The organism is Corynebacterium sp. HMSC05E07 (assembly GCF_001807225.1).
Classification (GTDB): Bacteria; Actinomycetota; Actinomycetes; order Mycobacteriales; family Mycobacteriaceae; genus Corynebacterium; species Corynebacterium singulare.
On sequence record NZ_KV788212.1, the window covers coordinates 26,331 to 43,334 of the forward strand.

Consider the following 17,004-nt stretch of genomic DNA (forward strand, 5'->3'; position numbering starts at 1 on the left):
AGGTGATTCCTTTCTAGTGCAGCTCGAGGCGGCGGGACATGTCGGAGGCGAAGACACCGGTCGGGTCGATGTCGTTGCGGGTCTTGAGCCAACCTTCCAGGCCTGGGTACATCGTGTGGAAGTTTTCCGCCGAGGTGCGGGACTCCTTAGCCAGGTAGAGGCGGCCGCCGAACTCCATGACGCGCTTGTCCAGATCATCGAGGAAGGCGCCCAAGCCCGGCTTGATGGGGAAGTCCACGCAGACGTTCCAGCCCGGCATCGGGTAGGACAGCGGGGCCCTGTTGCCCGGGCCGAAGAGCTTAAACACGTTGAGCGCGGAGTAGTGGCCGGACTTTTGTATATCGCGGATGATGTCCTTGAAAGGCTCGACCGCGTCCATCGGCACGACGAACTGGTACTGCAGGAAGCCATTGGATCCGTAGCCGCGGTTCCACTCGCCGATGAGATCCAGCGGCTGGTAGAACTGCGTGAGGTTCTTGACTTGGTTACGGGCTGGAGAGCCCATGAGGTAGTAAGCCTCACCAATGGCCATGAGAGACAGCTTGTTCATGGTGAAGTTCGGGAAGATGTCCGGAACGGTCATGAGTTGCGGAGCATTGAACTTCAGCGGATCCTTGGCCAGCTTCGGGGCCAGCTCCTCGAGCTGTGCCAGGGTGGCCAAGGAGCCACGGGAAATGGTGGAGCGTCCGAGCTTCGGTTCCGGGGAGATGACGTCGAACCACGCGGAGGAGTATGTGTAGTTGTGCTCCGAACCGTCAGAGTGGAACGCGACGGTCTCGTCAAGGTTATCCGTGCGGTCGGTGTCCGCGATGAAGTACGCGGTCTCCGTCTTGGTCATCTTGATCTGCGCGCGCAGGATGATGCCGGTCAGGCCCATGCCACCAACAGTGGCCCAGAAGAGTTCTCCTGTTGGATCCTCATCTGATCCATCCGGGGTCAGATGGAGGACGCGACCGTCGGCAACGAGCAGCTCCATAGAGGTGACGTGGTTACCGAAGGAACCGGCGGAGTGGTGGTTCTTGCCGTGAATGTCCGGACCAATGGCGCCACCGATGGTGACCTGGCGGGTGCCCGGCAGAACCGGTACCCACAGGCCGTACGGCAGGGCAGCCTTCATGAGCTGGTCCAGGGTGACGCCGCCGTCGACGTCAACGATGCCCGACTCCGGATCGATGGAGTGGATCTTGTTGAGGGCCTGCATGTCGATGACCAAGCCGCCGCCGTTTTGAGCGGGGTCACCGTAGGAGCGGCCCATGCCTCGGGCGATGACACCGCGACGGAGGTGGGAAGGCTTGTCGGCGTTGTCCTCAGCAACCTGGGCAACGGCGGACTTGATGACGTCGATGTCCGGGGTGGACAGGACGTGGGCGGTTGACGGCGCAGTGCGGCCCCAACCGTAGAGGGACTTCTCAGTAGTATGCAGTTCCATCTCTTCTTCTTTTGACTCGATGTGATGGGTCGATTCTCCACCCTACATAGCAAGAGAGACAGATGGCGTGAGGGAAAACGTGAGATTAGGTACACATACAAAACAAACCGGACAGGCGTACTGTCTGATCGTGTGGGGTGTGGTGATGGGCTAGTGCAGATCCATGATGTCCCGAATCTCGTCCGGGAGCTCCTCCTGAGTAGTGATCTCGGGCCCCTCATATTCGCGAAGAATCTCGTACACCCGGCCGCGTGAAGCGGAATCGAGGATCGGCAGTTCCTCAGCAATGAGCCTGGTCATGAAACCGTCGAGAGGCAGCGCGGTGTGTTCAGTGGCCAGGAAGTGGCCGTGGCGCTTGTCATCTTCGGCGCGGTCGTCGTGAGCCGCGCGCTGTGCTGGGGTGAGGTGCTCTTTTTTAGAGGAGTACATGCACGGTAGCCTACCGCCCGCCTACAGTAGGGCGATATGACTACTCCCAAGACTGACAACTACGCGCTGGATGACACCCTGCCCGGCCGCATTACCCAGGCCGCTGCAGTAGGAATTATGACGGCATTCCCGGATTGGATTAAGAACAAGACCGCGCTTGTGTGCGCCTACATCTTGTCTTTCCTCGGATTCGGCGCGCTGGTGGCTATTACTAATGCAGAAAGCCACGAGGACCGACCAGAGCCGGAGCTTCCCGACGTCCCTGCGTGGGCCATCCCCGTAGCCTTTGCCATTCTGGTACTCGGTGGCTGGTTGAACATCAAGATCCAACAGGGCATCGTGAGCTTCACCCGCCGCCGCGGTGTGTCCAAGCCGTGGACCCTGTGGGGCGCCATTGGTGCTGCTCTAACCTTCCTTTTCAGTGAGCTGGAGGCCCGCGAGCACGCCGCCCACAGCTAAAAGTGCGTATGGTGGGGCCCATGAGCTCAAAGGTCACAGATCTGGCGCAGGTCCGCGCCGATCGTGGCGACGCCGCTCGCACCTTGCTCTGCCAAGTCTCTAATGTCCGTGCGGAAGCCGAGGTGCACCGCCAGATTGGTTTCTCCGATGCGCTGACGCTGGAAGAGCTCCACCGCATCCTCGAGGTGTGTTTCGGATTGCCGGAAGAGAGTTCCCCTTGGCACTTCTTTGAACATCACGATGCTCGGGGCCAGCGCATTGATCCAAGCCATACCGTGCGTGAGTTTCTTCGCCGCGAGGGTGAACAGATTGATTATGCGTGGGGCTTGTGGGATTTCGAGATTGTTGTGGTCGAGACCTATCCGCGCGATGGCGGCACGCCAGAAGCCCTCTGTGTGGGCGGTTCTGGTTCTTTCCAGACTCCGTTCGATCTCACTGCCGTCAATGCGGAACTTACCGGCCAAGAAACAATCGATGAGGTCCTTGACCTCGTTGCCGCTCCCATCCGCGCGCTCATTGAGCGTTCGCGGCTCTATGACTTCGTACCGCTCCTTCAAGCACTCGACCTGCACCGTGGGATTAACGTCGATGGCGCCACGCTCAACCAGTTGCGCACCCTGCCGCGAGAGGTCACCAATGAGGGTAAGGATGCTTTCTGGTCCATGGCGTTGGCCTTGTCCTGTATGGGTGGGCGCGCACTGACTGATTCGGTGGTGGAGACCTCTATGGCAGCATTGGGCTGGGTGGATGATGACGGCGAGGAGCTTCATGGCTCTGACATCCGGGAATTATGTACCGCGTCTCTCGACGTTTTGGCGTCCTTGGGGGCCTATGGTGTCGATGCCGCCGCACCGGTTGATCGCCTAGACATTTACCGGGCTCTCGTGCGCGGGTAGAGTATTGCGCCGTGACTAAACCAACCTCTACCGGTGACTCCACTCTGAAGACGCAGCTCGTGCGCTTCGTATCCGTCGGCGTGTTCACCGCGGCCATTGATTATGGTCTCACCCTATTCCTTACTTATCTGGGCCTGCATCGCTCGTTGGCGAAGGCCATCGGCTGGGTCTTCGGCACGATCGCCGCCTACATCGCTAACGCCCGCTGGACTTTCGGTGCCCACGTGTCCGGTCGCACCGCGGGCGCGGTGGGCATGCTGTACCTCGCCACCTTTGCGGTTCAGAATTTCTTGTATTGGGTTCTCAACGCTCCGCTCATCAGCATGGGCTTTGAGGGAGCCCTCAAGGACACCATTGCCTTCGTCATTGCGCAGGGTGTGGCAACGGTAACGAACTTCGCTATTCAGCGCGTGTTCATTTTTAAGGACAAGTAAAATTCCTGACATGCCCAACCATGCCGAACGCCTTTCCCGGTCGAACTCCCTGCAGGCGCAGGGAACAAAGTTCGCCATCACGGGCGCAATCTCTGCGGTCATTGACGTCGGTATTACGTGGCTTTTTCAAATCGGCTTAGACCTCTTCGGCGGGGTAACGTCGCGCACCTTGGGCTTTGTGGCCGGCACCTTGGTGGCGTACCTGCTCAATCGGCGGTGGACCTTCAACGCGAATGCGTCGAAGCGTCGCTTTGCGGCCGTTATCGCTACCTACGCCATGACTTATGCGATCAATATCCTTCTGTATCGCTGGGCGTTTCCCTTCTTTGACCACAACCTGGAATGGCCGTCCTCGTGGGCGCTGGCCATGGCTTTTGTTATTGCCCAGGGTACGGCCACGCTCATTAACTTCTTTGTTCAACGCTGGGTTATTTTCCGCAGCACACGCAAGTCCTTTCAGGTGGACTAGCTCCGCAGTTGAGGGGGCGGCGGATTAGGGGCGGCGGAAATCTTCCTTGCGGCCGCGGTTGTGCAGGCGCAGCCACTCGAGGAAACCCTTGACGTCGTGCTGTTGCACTAGGAAGAACCAGCCGAAGCGCGCGAATTCCTGTGGTAAGAGTTTGCGCATGCCGCGCTGCCACAGCAGGTAGCCGCGGTTGCGGTAGGTGAAGAAACGCTTGAATTCCCCTTCCGGGTACTGCGTGTGCATTTTTCCGCCGAGGATGGGCTTGAACTCATCGGAACCGTCTGGGTGTAGGTAGCTCGTGGTCAGGGCGGTGCCGAAGTTTAATCCCGAGTTGACCAGGCGGCGGTGATATTCCACTTCATCGCCGCGGATGAACAGGCGGTAGTCCGGAACACCGATGATGTCCATAGCCTCAGCGGAGATCAGCGCGCCGTTGAAGAGGGAGGCGATTCCGGGTAGAAAGTCCCCCTCCAACTCGCTCATGTAGCGGCGCCACACCAGGCCCTGGCGCAGCGGGAAGGCGAGCTTGGCTGGTTCATCGATGTTGCACACGGCGGGGGAGACCTCGTGCAGGTTGTTCTTCTCAGCCACGCGGTAGAGCTCCTCCAACACGTGGTGGTCGGCGGGGCGGCCGTCATCGTCCGCGCACCACACCGCGTCCGCGCCCAGGGCGAGTGCAGTCAGAAAGCCCAGCGCAAAGCCGCCCGCACCGCCTAGATTGGTTTCCGAAGGAACGTAGACGGCGCGCTCGCCCGCCAGTTCGTGGAGCAGATCCTCTACTGCGTGCTCCGCACCGTTATCCACCACGATGACCCACTGCACTGGGTGCGTTTGGTTCACCACCTGCTCAAGCGAGGCGCGCAGCAGCTCTACGCGCTGGTGGGTGACGATCACAGCGGCCGTTGTTCCGGCCGGGGACAGGGTGGCAGTCATGCGTTCCATTGTGCCACCCGCATAGCTCAATACAATGTTGCCATGACTGTGAAAAGCGTCGAAGACATGTGGGCACCTTTTAAGCTCTCCCTACAAGTAGGAGACCTGACTTTGCGGGTGTTGCGTGATGGCGACATCGCCGCCATCCATGGCGTCACGGCTGCTGAGATTTTTGGAGAGCCGCTACCGGAGTACACCTTCCCGTGGCTGAAGGAGAAACCTGATCCGAGCTTCCGGTGGGCGCACCGTGCTCAGATGTCCCCGGAAGAATGGTCGCTGGACTTCGGTGTCCACCTCGACGGTGAGGTCATTGGTTCGGTAGATCTGCGGGCTCAGAATTTCCCAGACAACCATGAGGTCGAAACCGGGTCGTGGATCTACCGCCGCTTCCAAGGACGCGGCATTGGCACGAAGATTCGCCATGCGGCTGCGGTCTTCTGCTTTGAGTACTTGGGCGCGCGCCAGCTGCGCTCCGAGTGGGACCCTGGCAATGAGGCGTCTCAAGCTGTTTCGCGCAAGCTGCACTACTCCATCGAAGGCAACAAGGCAGTGCTGCGCAAAGAGGATTACCATCCGGGGCCGGAAGTGACTGTCAGTGGCATGACCGAGGAGCTGGGTGCGATGCTCGGGGTGAGGTGCCCTAAGTGACGAAAGTTTGGTCAGCCATTCGCTGAGGGCCGGCAAGATTGGCAGCTAGGGCAGTAGGAACAGCGAGGATTTCGTGAAAACAAGTGAATAGTTGCCTGTTTTCACGGAAACTTAGGTGTTCTCCTCGTTGTCGAAGCGCCGACGCAGGTCGCGCACGTACTCGCCAACCTCGGGGCCCTCGTATTCGCCCACGACGTCAGAGACCTCGCCCACCGAGCGGATCTGGCCGTGGTCGATCCACAGGGCGGTATCGCACAGTTGGGCCAGGAAGTCATTGGAGTGGGAGGCAAAGACCAGGATGCCGGAGCGCTTCACCAGGTCTTGGAGCCGCACGCGGGCCTTGGCCATGAAGGCGGCGTCGACGGCGCCAATGCCTTCGTCGAGAAGCAGGATCTCCGGCTCAATGGAGGTCACCACGCCCAGCGCTAGGCGCACGCGCATACCGGTGGAGTAGGTGCGCAGCGGCATGGAGAGGTAATCACCCAGCTCAGAAAATTCCGCGATCTCATCCATCTTGGCCTTCATCTGCTTGATGGTCTGGCCCAAGAAGAGGCCGCGGATGATGATGTTGTCGTAGCCGGAGACCTCCGGGTCCATGCCCACGCCCAAGTCGAAGACGGGGGCGACGCGCCCGCGGACGTCGGCCGCGCCGCGAGTCGGCTCATAGATACCGGAGAGCAGGCGCAGCAAGGTCGTCTTACCAGCGCCGTTGTGACCAACGAGCCCCACGCGGTCACCTTCGCGCAGGTGGAGGTTGATGTCTTTAAGTGCTTCCACCATGACCACGTTCTGGTCATTCTTGCCAATGGAACCACCAGCGGTGGAGAGCATTGCCTTCTTCAGCGAACGGGACTTGGCATCAAAGATGGGAAAGTCCACGCAAGCGTTATACGTATCAATGGAAACCATGGACAATCCTTTCTAGACCCAGTAGGAGACGCGGAAGCGCCACTGACGCATGGCCAAACCGGCAATGAGCAGGCCGACGACGGTGCAGCCAATGACGATAAACCAGTGATAGGCCGGCACATGCACACCGATGAGCGGGCCGCGGACAATCTCCATGTAGTGATACAGCGGGTTGAGCTCCGCAATGCGCGCACGGCTGGCAACAGCCTCACCCTGGTCCTTCAAGGTAGAGGTCATCCATACGATCGGCGTGACGTAGAAGAGCAGCTGGGTGAGAGCCTCCAGCAGCGGGGCAACGTCACGGAAACGGGTGGCGATAATGCCGAAGAACATGGCTACCCACACGCCGTTGACCAGCAGCAAGGCCAGCGCCGGGATGCACAGGAAGAACTCCCACCCCAGGTGCCGAGGAAAGATAATGATGAGCAGCAACCAAATGATGAGGTTGTGGCCCAAGAACAAAGTCTGGCGCCACACTAGGCGGTAGACGTGGACCGACAACGGGGCAGGCAGCTGCTTGATCAGGCCCTCATTATCAATGAAGACCGTCGAGCCCTCTTTGATTGCGCCGGAGATGAAGTTCCACATAATCAGGCCCACGGTGACGTGGGGCAGGAACTCCGCCACGGGAATCTGGAAGAGCATGGAATACAGCAGGCCCAGAGCGGCGGCCATGACGCCGGTCGCGATGGTAATCCAGAACGGGCCCAGCACCGAGCGCCGGTAGCGCTGCTTGATGTCCTGAATGCCCAGCTTGAACCACAGCTCGCGCTGGCGAGCGCCTTGCAGCAGGTCGGCGAAAGCCGCCGACATGGTCATTGACCGCGAGGCCGGCTCCTCGCCGGGTGCAGGCGCGGTGGTCATGCGGGCGACGTCGTCACGCAGGTTTTTCTTGTCTTGCACGCCCTTCACCCTAGCGCGCACGATACCTAAACACCTAGACACACGCCCGTAACCAGCGAAAACGGTGACGAGCAGGGGAAATCACGGGTTAGGAAAGATTTACGTGAGACGTATAGAGTAGGGAGGCGATCATCCGCTTGAGGAGGAAGGGTTAACCATGACAGAACAGTATGACGTCGCCAGTGTGCGAGGTCTCTACACTGGTCTGTCCGATGGCTGGACCTACCTCAATGCCCACTCTTCACCGCAAATTGCGGAGCGCGTGGCCTCGGGCGTGGCGCGGTCCTTCCGCACCTCCGCCACGGTGAAGCCGCAGGAGGATGGCGGTGGCGCACACTCGGCGCACCGCGCGCCGGGTGAGCTCAACGCGGCGGACATGTATGCCTCCGCGCGCCGGGCAGTGGCGGATCTCACGGGTGCCACGGCGGAGCGTGTTGTGCTGGGGCCGTCCCTGCCGGTGCTTTACCAGTCGCTCGCGTTGGCCTTGCGTCCGCTGCTGCGCCGCCGGTCCTCGGTGGTGCTGTCCCGCTTCGATCCGCCGGAGCTCTCCGGCGCCTTTGAGCGCCTCAGCGCGGATATCCGCTGGGCACAGCCGGACCTCGGCACAGGCGAGCTGCCTGCCTTCCAGTACGCTGAGCTCGTTGATGGATCCACGCGTTTTGTCGCATTCTCCGCCGCTCATGCACTGTTGGGCACGGTGACGCCGACGGAGGAGATCATCGATGCGGTCCATGAACGCTCGCGCGCTTGGACGCTTGTCGACGTCTCCGATGTCGCCCCCTACCGCCTCCTCGACTTCGATGAGATTGGTGCGGACATTGTAGGGGTGGACGTCGGCAAGCTCGGCGGCCCCCAGATTGCCGCGCTGGTCTTCCGCGACACGGCGATGTTCCGCCGCCTCGATGAGATCGTGGTGGGTCCGGTGTCTCCGGGCCTGGCCGGCGGTGTGGGCCCCCTGGCGGATCATTGTGCGGCCCTGGCAGGCGGTGAGCGTGGTTCACGCCGCGTGCGTTTGACGCGCTCTCTCACGGCATTGTCTTCCTACATGGAGGAACTTGCCGGGGATCTGTACAGCCTGCTGGGCACTCTGCCGGCCGTGCACATTTTGGGCGTGACGGGCGAGGCGGCTGCCGACGCCTCCGATGACCGCATCCCACGCCTCACTTTCGCGGTGCGCGACGTTCCGGCGGAGGTCATTCACCGCCGCCTCTTCGACAACGGCCTTGTCACCACGACGGCCCCGCACACACCTCTGCTGACGGAGATGGGTGTGGAGGAAATCGGCGGCGCCGTGACAGTTTCCCTGAGCCCGTTCAGCACCTACCACGACATCGAGCACCTGACTCGCGTCGTGGCGTCTTTGGCCTAAGAGGTCGTTCTAGACCTCAAGGACGAGCTTGCCGGTGACCTTGCCGGAATCGAGGGCCTTGTGGGCCTTGGCGGCGTCGGCAAGCGGGTACGTGCCGTGGAGGTGGTGCTTCACGCTGCCGTCCTCCAGCCAGGGCCAGACATTCGTGATGGTGTCGGCCACGATGGCGGCCTTGTCCTCCACCGAGCGGGAGCGCAGCGTGGTGCCCTGCAGGGTCAGGCGCTTGTTGAGCAGAATACCCATGTTGAGCTCAGCCTTCGTGCCGCCCTGCATGCCGATGGTAACCATGTGTCCACCCTTGGCCAGCGCGATGAGGTTTTTCTTGAGGTACTTTGCGCCCATGATGTCCAGAATGACATCACACTGATTCTTTAGTTCCTCGGCGAAGTCCTGCTCGTTGTAGCTGATGAGGATATCCGCGCCGAGCTCCTTACACGTCTCGAGCTTCTCATCGGATCCGGCGGTCACGGCAACGGTGGCGCCCAGCTGCTTGGCCACCTGGATGGCGAAGGTGCCGATGCCGCCCGCACCGCCGTGGATGAGGATGGTCTGGCCTTCTGCGAGGCCGGCCTCCATGGCGATGTTGGACCACACGGTGCAGGCCACTTCGATGACGGAGGCGGCCTCGGCAAAGGAGTAGCCGGTGGGGATGGGCACAAGCTGGCCCTTGGGCACGGCCACGTACTCGGCATAGCCGCCGCCGGCCAGAAGTGCGCCGACCTTCGATCCAACTGTGATATCGGTATCACCTGCGTCAACGACTTCGCCGGCGACTTCCAGCCCGATAATTTCTGAAGCACCCGGCGGTGGCGGGTAATGCCCACGGGCTTGGAGCAGGTCGGCGCGGTTCACGCCGGCGGCCCTGACCTGGACCAGCACTTCGCCGTCTTTGTGCTGCGGCTTATCAGCGTCCCCCAGCTCCAGCGAGCTTGGGTCTTCCGGATTGGTCTGAATGATGGCTTTCATGCCACCACCGTACTTAAATCCAATCATCCTCGACGAGGAAAGCGTTGACCGCGATGGCGGCGGCGTTCGCTTCTCCCATGGCCATCGCCACCTGTGCTGGTGGGTTTACCACGTTGCCCACGGCCCAGATGCGCGCGTGGCTGGTGGCGCCGGCGGGGCCCACCTTGATGAGGCTTCCGCCCATCCCTGACGGAGGACTGTGGCGCTCGAGGTTGAGGTCAGCGAGGAACTCATCGTGCGGGCGGGGGATAGGCATGTAGAACAGCGCATCAACAGCATGGTCGTCGTCTCCAACCTGGACTTTTCCGTCGTGGAAGGCGGTGATGGGGCCGTCGACAAGCGCCATGCCTCGCCGGGTGAGGTGTGAACGCTGTTGCTCGTTGAGCTCCATGCCGTTGGTGAAGAAGGTGATGTTCTGAGACCACTGGCGCAGAATTGCCGCGTGCTGCAGGGAGAATTCGCCGATGCAGAGAACGCCGAGGTGCTTGTCCGCCACCTCGTAACCGTGGCAATAGGGGCAGTGGAGGACCGTATTTCCCCAGTTTTCCTCCAGGCCCGGGATGGCTGGGTGTACGTCGTCGACACCACTAGCAACGATGATGGAGCGCGCCGCGACGGTGTCCCCGTTGCTCAATGTTGCGGTCAACGTGCGGTCATTATCGGTGACAGAATCTACGGTGGCCTTCACGATCTGCACGCCGTAGCTGCGCAGCTGCTCTTTGCCGCGCTCCTGGAACTCACGTGGTGGCGTGCCTTCGAGGGCAATCACACCGTGGATTTCACGGGCAAAGCGGTTGCGAGGGGTAGAGGAATCAACAACGAGGACGCTGCGGCGCGCGCGGACCATGACCAGGGCTGCTTGAAGGCCGGCCGCGCCACCGCCGATGATGAGGGTATCTACTGTCTGCATGTTCCCGAGTCTGCCATGCAGGGAGTTTTTTTCAATGGCTTTCAAAAGATGTCATCCGATTTTCGGATGCCTTGGGTTGAACTGCAGTAAGTGGTTGGGGTGAATTCCTCTTCCCCAGGGAGGTCTAGTACTCTGAACGTGTTGCGCGCGGTGCATGCTGACGCGTGACGAGGAGGCGTGGCAGAGCGGCCGAATGCACTGGTCTTGAAAACCAGCGTGGGGAAACTCACCGCGGGTTCAAATCCCGCCGCCTCCGCCAATTTTTTCGGGGGTCATGTGGAGTGGCTTTGCTCCCTATCCCATGCGGCTGTAACGAAGCTCAGGATGCATCCAGCCAGCAGGAACCCGCTAATCTGCAGGTGCGTGGCCGAATTTCCTCCGCCGCCAGCAACAACGAGAAAAATAGAGAATGCAATCGCGACGAGGCAGTGGATGGCCAAACAGCCATGTGCCCCAAGGTGACGTTGCGGCCAAACCTTCCCGATTGCCCAGCTCACTGCTGTGAGAATGGCATAAAAGATGATGCCGGCTAAGGCTCCTGGAACAAGGTAGAGCATGGATTCATTTCCTCTCGGGGGGAATAATGGTTGTGGTAAGGAAGGCGGTTTCGTGATGTCAGAAGACAACTATTCGGCGTGGGTAGAGACTGATTATCTTTTCGGCTCCCCAGTCAATGCTCGCCGGCTATTGGAGTCTTATGAGCAAGCGCTGGACGGAAAGGCTAAGGAGCACGACACCGATCTGGATGTTTAAGAACTATCTTGCGATCCAAGTGGAGTATTCACCTTCTGGCAGGGTAGAACCGGTTTTGTTTATCTGAGAGAAATTTTGCCTATTTCCGGTAAACGTCTCGTCGGTGAGCAACGCGTAGGACAAGCACCACGAGCTTTCCGTCCAAGATTTCATAAACCACGCGATAGTGTCCGATTCGAATTCTATACAGATCGTTCGAGGCTTTTAGCTTCTTTACTCCATCCGGGCGAGGGTTAACGGCTAAGCCTTCGATTGCCGCAAGTAGGCGCCTTTGCGTCGGTTTATCGAGCTTGCGTAGTTCCTTGGCTGCGGATGCCCTATAGGTGATGCGATAGGTGGAGTTAGCCATAGATGGCGATTAGGTGAGTCCGAGTTCTTTTTTAAGGTCTTCGTGTGAGATTTCTGCGGACTCTCCTCGGGCAAGCTCTGCGGCTTGGATATCTTCGCGATCTTCTAGTGCTTCAACTGCGCGGGCGAAAAACGAAGGGGAGACAACAAAAGCGCGAACACGGCTTCCGCGACTGGTGATGGCGACGGGAATGTGCTGTGCCTCTTCAAGGATTCGGCTTTGGGATTGGCGAAATTGGCTGGATGCCACTGACATCGTTTCCATGCTGCAAATGTACATCTTGTACATTCTGTTTAACAAGACCCGAGGGATAGAGAGCTGCTACTTGTCAATGCCATCGATTCGCCCGGCAAGAATGCGAGGCAGCGCCTCCGCTGCGGTGGCCGTGACCACGACGTCGGCAAGCGACGAGAGGTCCGTGGGCTGCGGGGTGACTTCCACGATGGGGATACCGCGCGCATGGGCAATCTGTGGCAGGCCGGCGGCGGGATAGACCACGCCGGAGGTTCCCACGATGAGCAGCGCGTCCGCGGTGGACATGCGGCGCTCGGCCTCGGCCCATTCGTCGTTGGGCAAAGCCTCACCGAACCACACCACGCCCGGGCGCACGAGGCCGCCGCACACGGGGCACTCGGGTGGCGTGATGCTTTCAACTGGCTCTGTTGGGAACGCAATGTCCTCGTCATATGGCGTATCGCACTCGGTGCAGCGGAAGGCGAACAGGGAGCCGTGCAGGTGGACCACGTCCTGGCTTCCGGCGCGCTCGTGCAGGTTATCGATATTTTGCGTGGTCACCGTCATGCCGCGTGCGGCGGCAATTGCGCGGTGCCCGGCGTTGGGTTCGGCCCGCTGCGCCAGCTGGGCGCGCCACAGGTACCAGGCGAACATCGGCTTAGGATCGCTGCGCCACGCGCTTATCGACGCCATCGCCACCGGATCCACGTTCTCCCAGATCCCTGTTTGCGCATCGCGGTACGTGGCGATGCCGCTATCCGCGCTCATGCCCGCGCCGGTGAAAACCTCGACGTGGGTGGCATCAGAAAGAATCGAGTGTGCGCGCTCAAACAGGTGCTCCATGCATCTAGAGTACGGCGATGAGCACGCAGAATACTATGGATGCGGCGAGAGCGATGCCCATGCGCCATAGGTAGCGCCGACCAGGTTCGTGCGCGGTGTTGATCTGCAGCTTCGAAGGATTTGTGGAAAAGACTGCCATGCACATCGGGTCTTTAGGTTCTTTGTAGACTCCCATGCCACCGGCAAGGCGGAGTGCTTCGTTGCGAACCTGTTCATCCTGGTCGGTGGGTATGGCTTTCACGTCCTTCGCGGATGTCAGCGTCAATCGGACGCCCTGAATCATGATGAACAGGGTGAAGCCTACCCACGCGGTCACGAGGAGAAAGCCCGAGAAGGGGATATCCGGCACGACGGTACCGACGGCGGAAAGGCTTAAACAGATCGTCATGGCAAACACTGTCTGGGCGATGAACGTGGCGGTCTTTTCAGCGAGCAGCTCCGCGCGCTGTGCGGTGGCCTCGGAGAAAGGAAGCGCTGACTCCGCCGGAACCTGCACTGTCTTTCGCGCCAGCGAGATCGGCGGCACGCACAACGGCAGCGCGATGGCGAATACAACGCCGATCCACACCAAAGCGGTGGCGTTGAAGAAAGACTTGGGCTCGAAGCGGTCCGGGTTGCCCAAGCCATCGAAGTGGACCGGGATGGGATCGGGGACCGAGTCCCAGCGCAGCAGCATGTACACCAGCGTGAGAGCACACACCACAGCGGTGGCGACGTAATACTGGCGGATCCTCATGGCAGTGAGTTTACAAAGGGGGTAGCTGGTTGGTCGATGAAGGGGGGACAAAGATGGTCCCTTCAAATTGGTCTCTTTACTTTGGTCCTTTCACTGAGCAAAAGGACCATCTGGGCGCAGGAAACTGGCTGTAAAAGGTCCCTTTGCGGTGAGTAGGGACCAGAGTATGGGGACCAAACTAGAGGGACCATGTAGCCGGGGTGATGTCGAGAAGGCGGAGCCGCCGGCTGAGGGGCTAGAAAACCTCTCAGCCTGGGGCCGAAAGCTAGTCGACCACGCCCTGCTCTGCTTCTAGGTCTTTAAGAGAAATGGTCTCCAGATCGCCTCGGTGGGCGGCGTCGGCCTCGGCCTCGAGCTCGGAAATGTGTTCTTGCCAAGCATCGATGCCACCGCGCAGCGAGTAGACGTTGCTGAAGCCGCGAGCGCGCAGGGCCTCGACTGCCTGGGAGGAGCGCAGGCCGCTCGCGCAATAGAGAACTGCAAGAGCTTCGGGGTCGATGGGCGGGTTGTGGCCGGCGAGGATGTCATCGAGCGGGAAGTGCTGCGAGCTGGGGATGCGGGAGGTGGCGCGTTCGGAGGTGGTGCGGACGTCGATGAGCGTGGCGCCCTCTGGAACGTCGCGGACGTCGGTGGGGTTGGCCGGGCGCGCCGGGATGACGCCGCTTGCGCGCACGGGGATGTATTCCCAGGTCCCGGCGAGGGAATCGTAGTATCCCAGCGTGCCGATGAGCGGGGTGCCGATACCCGTGAGGAGCTTGAGAGCCTCCACCGCTAGGGCGGAGCCGGCCACACCGACGACCGGGCCTATCACGCCGGCCTGTGAGCACGAAGGCACCTGCGGGTCGGTGGGGAAGAGGTCCTCGTAGACCGGGCCGTGGCCGGAGTGGAAGACGGTGAGCTGCGCGTCATAGCCCAGAAGGGACGCCCACACGTGCGGAATGCCCAGCTCATGGGCGGCCCAGGAGGCGAGATGGCGGGAGTAGAAGTTATCGGTGCCGTCGATGATGAGGTCAGCGCCGTGCAGCTGCGCCAGGGCGTTATCGGGTGTCAGGCGCGAGAATTGCTCGACGGTGCACTCCGGGTTGAGGGCGCTCAAGGCCGCGGCGGCGGATTCGGTTTTGGGCTGGCCCACAGTCGCCGTGGTGTGGATGACCTGGCGGTGCAGGTTGGAGAGGGAGACGAGGTCGTCGTCGAAAAGCAGGATGCGCCCCACGCCCGCGCCTGCCAGGTAGAGCAGGGCAGGTGAGCCGAGGCCGCCAGCACCAATGACGGCGACTGTGGAAGTGTGAAGCCGTTGTTGAGTCTTAGCTCCCCAGAGGGCTTCTTGGCGTGCGTAGCGTGAACTCATTCTGAATCCAAATCTTCCTGGCACTCTCAAGGCGTCACAACTCCATAGTTAAGAGCTACTTAACCCTTATGTACCCTTTTTGATAGATGCACCAATTTGGCCACAGTACCCGCATGAGTACTGTGGCCAAATTTTGGAAGACAGTTTAGCAAGATCCTATCACTTTTTATCAAGTGATTAATAGACTGCTAGCTCCATTCAAAACACCGATCATGCCGCTGCTCGACGAAAGACTATATGGTTATTGGGCCAGAAAAAGTAGCAGATAGCTAGGAAGACCACGACTATTCGCCCAACTAGGCTAGGAAAGAAAGCTGTAATAGCTATCGTTGCAGCAAAGAGGAAAATGGAACGCGCACGATGCATCCAAGGAGATATCGCTTTTTTACCCATGATCATGGAAATACCAAAAAGGATTAATCCCAATATTGAATAGAGCCACAAATATCCAGAATCGAAGAAGTGCTCAAGTCCATCATTCTCAATGATATCCGAGGGGAATATAGTGACAAAAGCCCACAGAGATTCTGGAAAGCGAATAAACTTTGGATCTTTATCCATCCGCATTAGTCATCCTCAATCTTTGCGGTAATTGGCGGAAATCCCCACTTAGAGTACCAGGTAATACCTTTACCCTGCGCGACCGCCCCTGTGATTTTAAGAGCAAGATCGACAAAGTAAGCTGCCCCAAGAATACCGGCAGCGCCAGCGATAGCAGCTCCGATCGGCCCGCCTGTTATAGCACCCCAAGCAAAGAATGCCGCCTCGAGAGCAGCTGGCCCTTCCATTGCCGCTGCGGTAAGAGCTGCAGCCGCCCCAACCTTCAGATCGCTATTTGATATGTGGCCGAGCTTGTAATCATATGTAGTAACAATTTTTGGCTCGTTTTCCTTGTGCTGAACAATGCTTTCATCCTCAGCAAGCACTGAGTGGAAAAAACTGACATCTTTGTCTTCGAAACCATAATCACTACGGAGCTGATCATCGCTGAGATCGGTCTTGAGGTTACCCTCATCGTCGTAATCAATATGTTCACCGACGTTACTAATTAGCTCAAGCTGCTTCTTCTCTTCAGGAGTGATCTCCTTAAGAGACCTATCAAATTGCTCTTCAGACCAAACAAGAGTTTTCTCTGCTTGTTCAACCGTTTCGGCAGAAGCTGCGGGGGCAATACCTGCAGTGAGTAGAGACGCAACTGTCAGAAGCGTGACTCGATTCATGGTAGAACCTTTCTGTATCGATAGGCGGACAAAAGCTATGATACACATCACCCTGACATCCCGTTTCTCAGATGAGCTGCACCCTACAGCATGTGGAATACTCTCGCTGGTGGAATGGGAATTGCGGGATTCTCGATGTCTCATAAATGAGAGTTCTCGCCTGTGATGGGGTCAACCACAATGACATTCGCGATAAGCAAGTCCCCTTGTCAAATTAGAAGCATCCACCGTAACCTGAATCTCAGCAGCCGTTCCCGGTAGGCTATCGACTATCTGTCGTCTGATTGACGGCGATTGCTCGGTCGACCACCGGGCGGTAACAGGGGCTAACCGTATTCCCAACATCCTTTTTCGGATTTGATTGGGGGTAAGAGCCTTTCAATTAAACGTTTACGTATGGATCATCTTCAACTCCATCGTTTAAAACCAGACATCTTTACGCTAGGTAAGGTAAGGGATTTTCAGTAACACTTTACTTCAAGCTTTTCCATTTAGCCGAACGTCAAATCCCCTCAAGCAAAGTTATGTGCAGGTTAAACATGAGAAACACTCTAACAGCCGTAGTTGCTTTTCTCGCCGTTTCGATTGCCATAGGGATTCTGGGGCTAGCCGATTGGTAGAATGTCGCAGTTTATGGTGGCATTACCTTCGTTTGTATGCTTGCAGTATTGCTGTCGAAGCAAAAACAATATTTTTCCCGCGGTCAGTTTTTGAATGTAGTTATTTTTAACCTTTAAAGACCCTTCCGGTTTTAGAGTGCGTTGATTTTG

The 17,004-nt window shown here is 59.0% G+C and carries 22 protein-coding genes and 1 tRNA gene; 8 read left to right on the forward strand and 15 right to left on the reverse strand.

From position 1 onward, the window contains the following. Nucleotides 1-13: 13 nt before the first annotated feature. Both HMPREF3149_RS04235 and HMPREF3149_RS04240 read right to left on the reverse strand, forming a co-directional pair. Nucleotides 14-1,429 carry a decaprenylphosphoryl-beta-D-ribose oxidase gene (locus HMPREF3149_RS04235; RefSeq protein ID WP_042528757.1) on the reverse strand — a complete coding sequence of 472 codons (1,416 nt, stop codon included), beginning with the start codon at nucleotides 1,427-1,429 and terminating at the stop codon, nucleotides 14-16. A gap of 150 nt (nucleotides 1,430-1,579) precedes the next feature. Next, nucleotides 1,580-1,858 carry a hypothetical protein gene (locus HMPREF3149_RS04240; protein ID WP_042528759.1) on the reverse strand — a complete coding sequence of 93 codons (279 nt, stop codon included), beginning with the start codon at nucleotides 1,856-1,858 and terminating at the stop codon, nucleotides 1,580-1,582. A 36-nt stretch (nucleotides 1,859-1,894) separates the two neighbouring features. Between HMPREF3149_RS04240 and HMPREF3149_RS04245 the strand changes: the two genes are divergently transcribed. Genes HMPREF3149_RS04245 through HMPREF3149_RS04260 form a run of 4 tightly spaced genes read left to right on the forward strand, consistent with a single transcriptional unit; the run spans nucleotide 1,895 to nucleotide 4,116 of the window. Continuing rightward, the gene (locus HMPREF3149_RS04245; protein ID WP_042528761.1) at nucleotides 1,895-2,317 is read left to right on the forward strand and encodes a hypothetical protein; all 423 of its coding nucleotides are present in this window, start codon (nucleotides 1,895-1,897) and stop codon (nucleotides 2,315-2,317) included. A 20-nt stretch (nucleotides 2,318-2,337) separates the two neighbouring features. Next, nucleotides 2,338-3,213 (forward strand): plasmid pRiA4b ORF-3 family protein, encoded by an 876-nt coding sequence (locus HMPREF3149_RS04250; protein ID WP_070536850.1) that lies wholly within the window; start codon nucleotides 2,338-2,340, stop codon nucleotides 3,211-3,213. A 44-nt stretch (nucleotides 3,214-3,257) separates the two neighbouring features. After that, entirely contained in the window at nucleotides 3,258-3,647 is a 390-nt protein-coding gene (locus tag HMPREF3149_RS04255; RefSeq protein WP_042532981.1) for a GtrA family protein, read from the forward strand. Between the two features lie 10 nt (nucleotides 3,648-3,657). Beyond that, nucleotides 3,658-4,116 (forward strand): GtrA family protein, encoded by a 459-nt coding sequence (locus HMPREF3149_RS04260; protein WP_042528765.1) that lies wholly within the window; start codon nucleotides 3,658-3,660, stop codon nucleotides 4,114-4,116. Between the two features lie 24 nt (nucleotides 4,117-4,140). Here HMPREF3149_RS04260 and HMPREF3149_RS04265 read toward each other — a convergent pair whose 3' ends face one another. Then, entirely contained in the window at nucleotides 4,141-5,055 is a 915-nt protein-coding gene (locus HMPREF3149_RS04265) for a galactofuranosyltransferase GlfT1 (RefSeq protein WP_210385405.1), read from the reverse strand. 33 nt (nucleotides 5,056-5,088) lie between these two features. Here HMPREF3149_RS04265 and HMPREF3149_RS04270 point away from each other — a divergent pair, with 33 nt between their 5' ends. Then, nucleotides 5,089-5,694, forward strand: a complete 606-nt coding sequence (locus tag HMPREF3149_RS04270) for a GNAT family N-acetyltransferase (RefSeq protein WP_070536852.1) — start codon at nucleotides 5,089-5,091, stop codon at nucleotides 5,692-5,694. Between the two features lie 111 nt (nucleotides 5,695-5,805). Here HMPREF3149_RS04270 and HMPREF3149_RS04275 read toward each other — a convergent pair whose 3' ends face one another. Then, the gene (locus HMPREF3149_RS04275) at nucleotides 5,806-6,603 is read right to left on the reverse strand and encodes a galactan export ABC transporter ATP-binding subunit Wzt/RfbE (RefSeq protein WP_070536853.1); all 798 of its coding nucleotides are present in this window, start codon (nucleotides 6,601-6,603) and stop codon (nucleotides 5,806-5,808) included. A gap of 12 nt (nucleotides 6,604-6,615) precedes the next feature. Continuing rightward, a complete protein-coding gene (locus HMPREF3149_RS04280) occupies nucleotides 6,616-7,467 on the reverse strand; it encodes a galactan export ABC transporter permease subunit Wzm/RfbD (RefSeq protein ID WP_070536865.1) in 852 nt (283 codons plus the stop codon). A 196-nt stretch (nucleotides 7,468-7,663) separates the two neighbouring features. On the opposite strand from HMPREF3149_RS04280, the gene HMPREF3149_RS04285 reads away from it, so the two are divergent. Continuing rightward, a complete protein-coding gene (locus HMPREF3149_RS04285) occupies nucleotides 7,664-8,875 on the forward strand; it encodes an aminotransferase class V-fold PLP-dependent enzyme (RefSeq protein WP_070536854.1) in 1,212 nt (403 codons plus the stop codon). A gap of 9 nt (nucleotides 8,876-8,884) precedes the next feature. Here HMPREF3149_RS04285 and HMPREF3149_RS04290 read toward each other — a convergent pair whose 3' ends face one another. Together HMPREF3149_RS04290 and HMPREF3149_RS04295 are read right to left on the reverse strand one after the other, a co-directional pair. Then, nucleotides 8,885-9,841, reverse strand: a complete 957-nt coding sequence (locus HMPREF3149_RS04290; RefSeq protein ID WP_070536855.1) for an NAD(P)H-quinone oxidoreductase — start codon at nucleotides 9,839-9,841, stop codon at nucleotides 8,885-8,887. Nucleotides 9,842-9,854: 13 nt separating this feature from the next. Then, entirely contained in the window at nucleotides 9,855-10,751 is an 897-nt protein-coding gene (locus tag HMPREF3149_RS04295; RefSeq protein ID WP_070536856.1) for an NAD(P)/FAD-dependent oxidoreductase, read from the reverse strand. A gap of 171 nt (nucleotides 10,752-10,922) precedes the next feature. On the opposite strand from HMPREF3149_RS04295, the gene HMPREF3149_RS04300 reads away from it, so the two are divergent. Beyond that, nucleotides 10,923-11,010 (forward strand) — tRNA-Ser (locus tag HMPREF3149_RS04300). 13 nt (nucleotides 11,011-11,023) lie between these two features. Here the strand turns inward: HMPREF3149_RS04300 and HMPREF3149_RS04305 are convergent. Further along, nucleotides 11,024-11,308 (reverse strand): hypothetical protein, encoded by a 285-nt coding sequence (locus tag HMPREF3149_RS04305; RefSeq protein ID WP_070536857.1) that lies wholly within the window; start codon nucleotides 11,306-11,308, stop codon nucleotides 11,024-11,026. A gap of 55 nt (nucleotides 11,309-11,363) precedes the next feature. Between HMPREF3149_RS04305 and HMPREF3149_RS13535 the strand changes: the two genes are divergently transcribed. After that, complete coding sequence (locus HMPREF3149_RS13535; RefSeq protein ID WP_168162177.1) at nucleotides 11,364-11,504, forward strand: type II toxin-antitoxin system Phd/YefM family antitoxin; 141 nt, start codon at nucleotides 11,364-11,366, stop codon at nucleotides 11,502-11,504. 79 nt (nucleotides 11,505-11,583) lie between these two features. Here the strand turns inward: HMPREF3149_RS13535 and HMPREF3149_RS04310 are convergent, their stop codons facing one another. From HMPREF3149_RS04310 to HMPREF3149_RS04340, 7 genes are all read right to left on the reverse strand, one after another. Then, nucleotides 11,584-11,853, reverse strand: a complete 270-nt coding sequence (locus HMPREF3149_RS04310; protein ID WP_070536858.1) for a type II toxin-antitoxin system RelE family toxin — start codon at nucleotides 11,851-11,853, stop codon at nucleotides 11,584-11,586. Between the two features lie 9 nt (nucleotides 11,854-11,862). Beyond that, complete coding sequence (locus HMPREF3149_RS04315; protein WP_371440945.1) at nucleotides 11,863-12,117, reverse strand: prevent-host-death family protein; 255 nt, start codon at nucleotides 12,115-12,117, stop codon at nucleotides 11,863-11,865. 57 nt (nucleotides 12,118-12,174) lie between these two features. Continuing rightward, a complete protein-coding gene (locus HMPREF3149_RS04320; protein ID WP_070536860.1) occupies nucleotides 12,175-12,930 on the reverse strand; it encodes an NAD-dependent deacylase in 756 nt (251 codons plus the stop codon). 4 nt (nucleotides 12,931-12,934) lie between these two features. After that, nucleotides 12,935-13,666 carry a DUF1648 domain-containing protein gene (locus HMPREF3149_RS04325; protein ID WP_070536861.1) on the reverse strand — a complete coding sequence of 244 codons (732 nt, stop codon included), beginning with the start codon at nucleotides 13,664-13,666 and terminating at the stop codon, nucleotides 12,935-12,937. 265 nt (nucleotides 13,667-13,931) lie between these two features. Then, a complete protein-coding gene (locus HMPREF3149_RS04330; RefSeq protein WP_083280771.1) occupies nucleotides 13,932-15,014 on the reverse strand; it encodes a ThiF family adenylyltransferase in 1,083 nt (360 codons plus the stop codon). A 210-nt stretch (nucleotides 15,015-15,224) separates the two neighbouring features. Beyond that, complete coding sequence (locus tag HMPREF3149_RS04335) at nucleotides 15,225-15,575, reverse strand: hypothetical protein (RefSeq protein ID WP_141741448.1); 351 nt, start codon at nucleotides 15,573-15,575, stop codon at nucleotides 15,225-15,227. A gap of 5 nt (nucleotides 15,576-15,580) precedes the next feature. Next, entirely contained in the window at nucleotides 15,581-16,234 is a 654-nt protein-coding gene (locus HMPREF3149_RS04340) for a hypothetical protein (RefSeq protein ID WP_070536863.1), read from the reverse strand. Nucleotides 16,235-17,004: the final 770 nt, after the last annotated feature.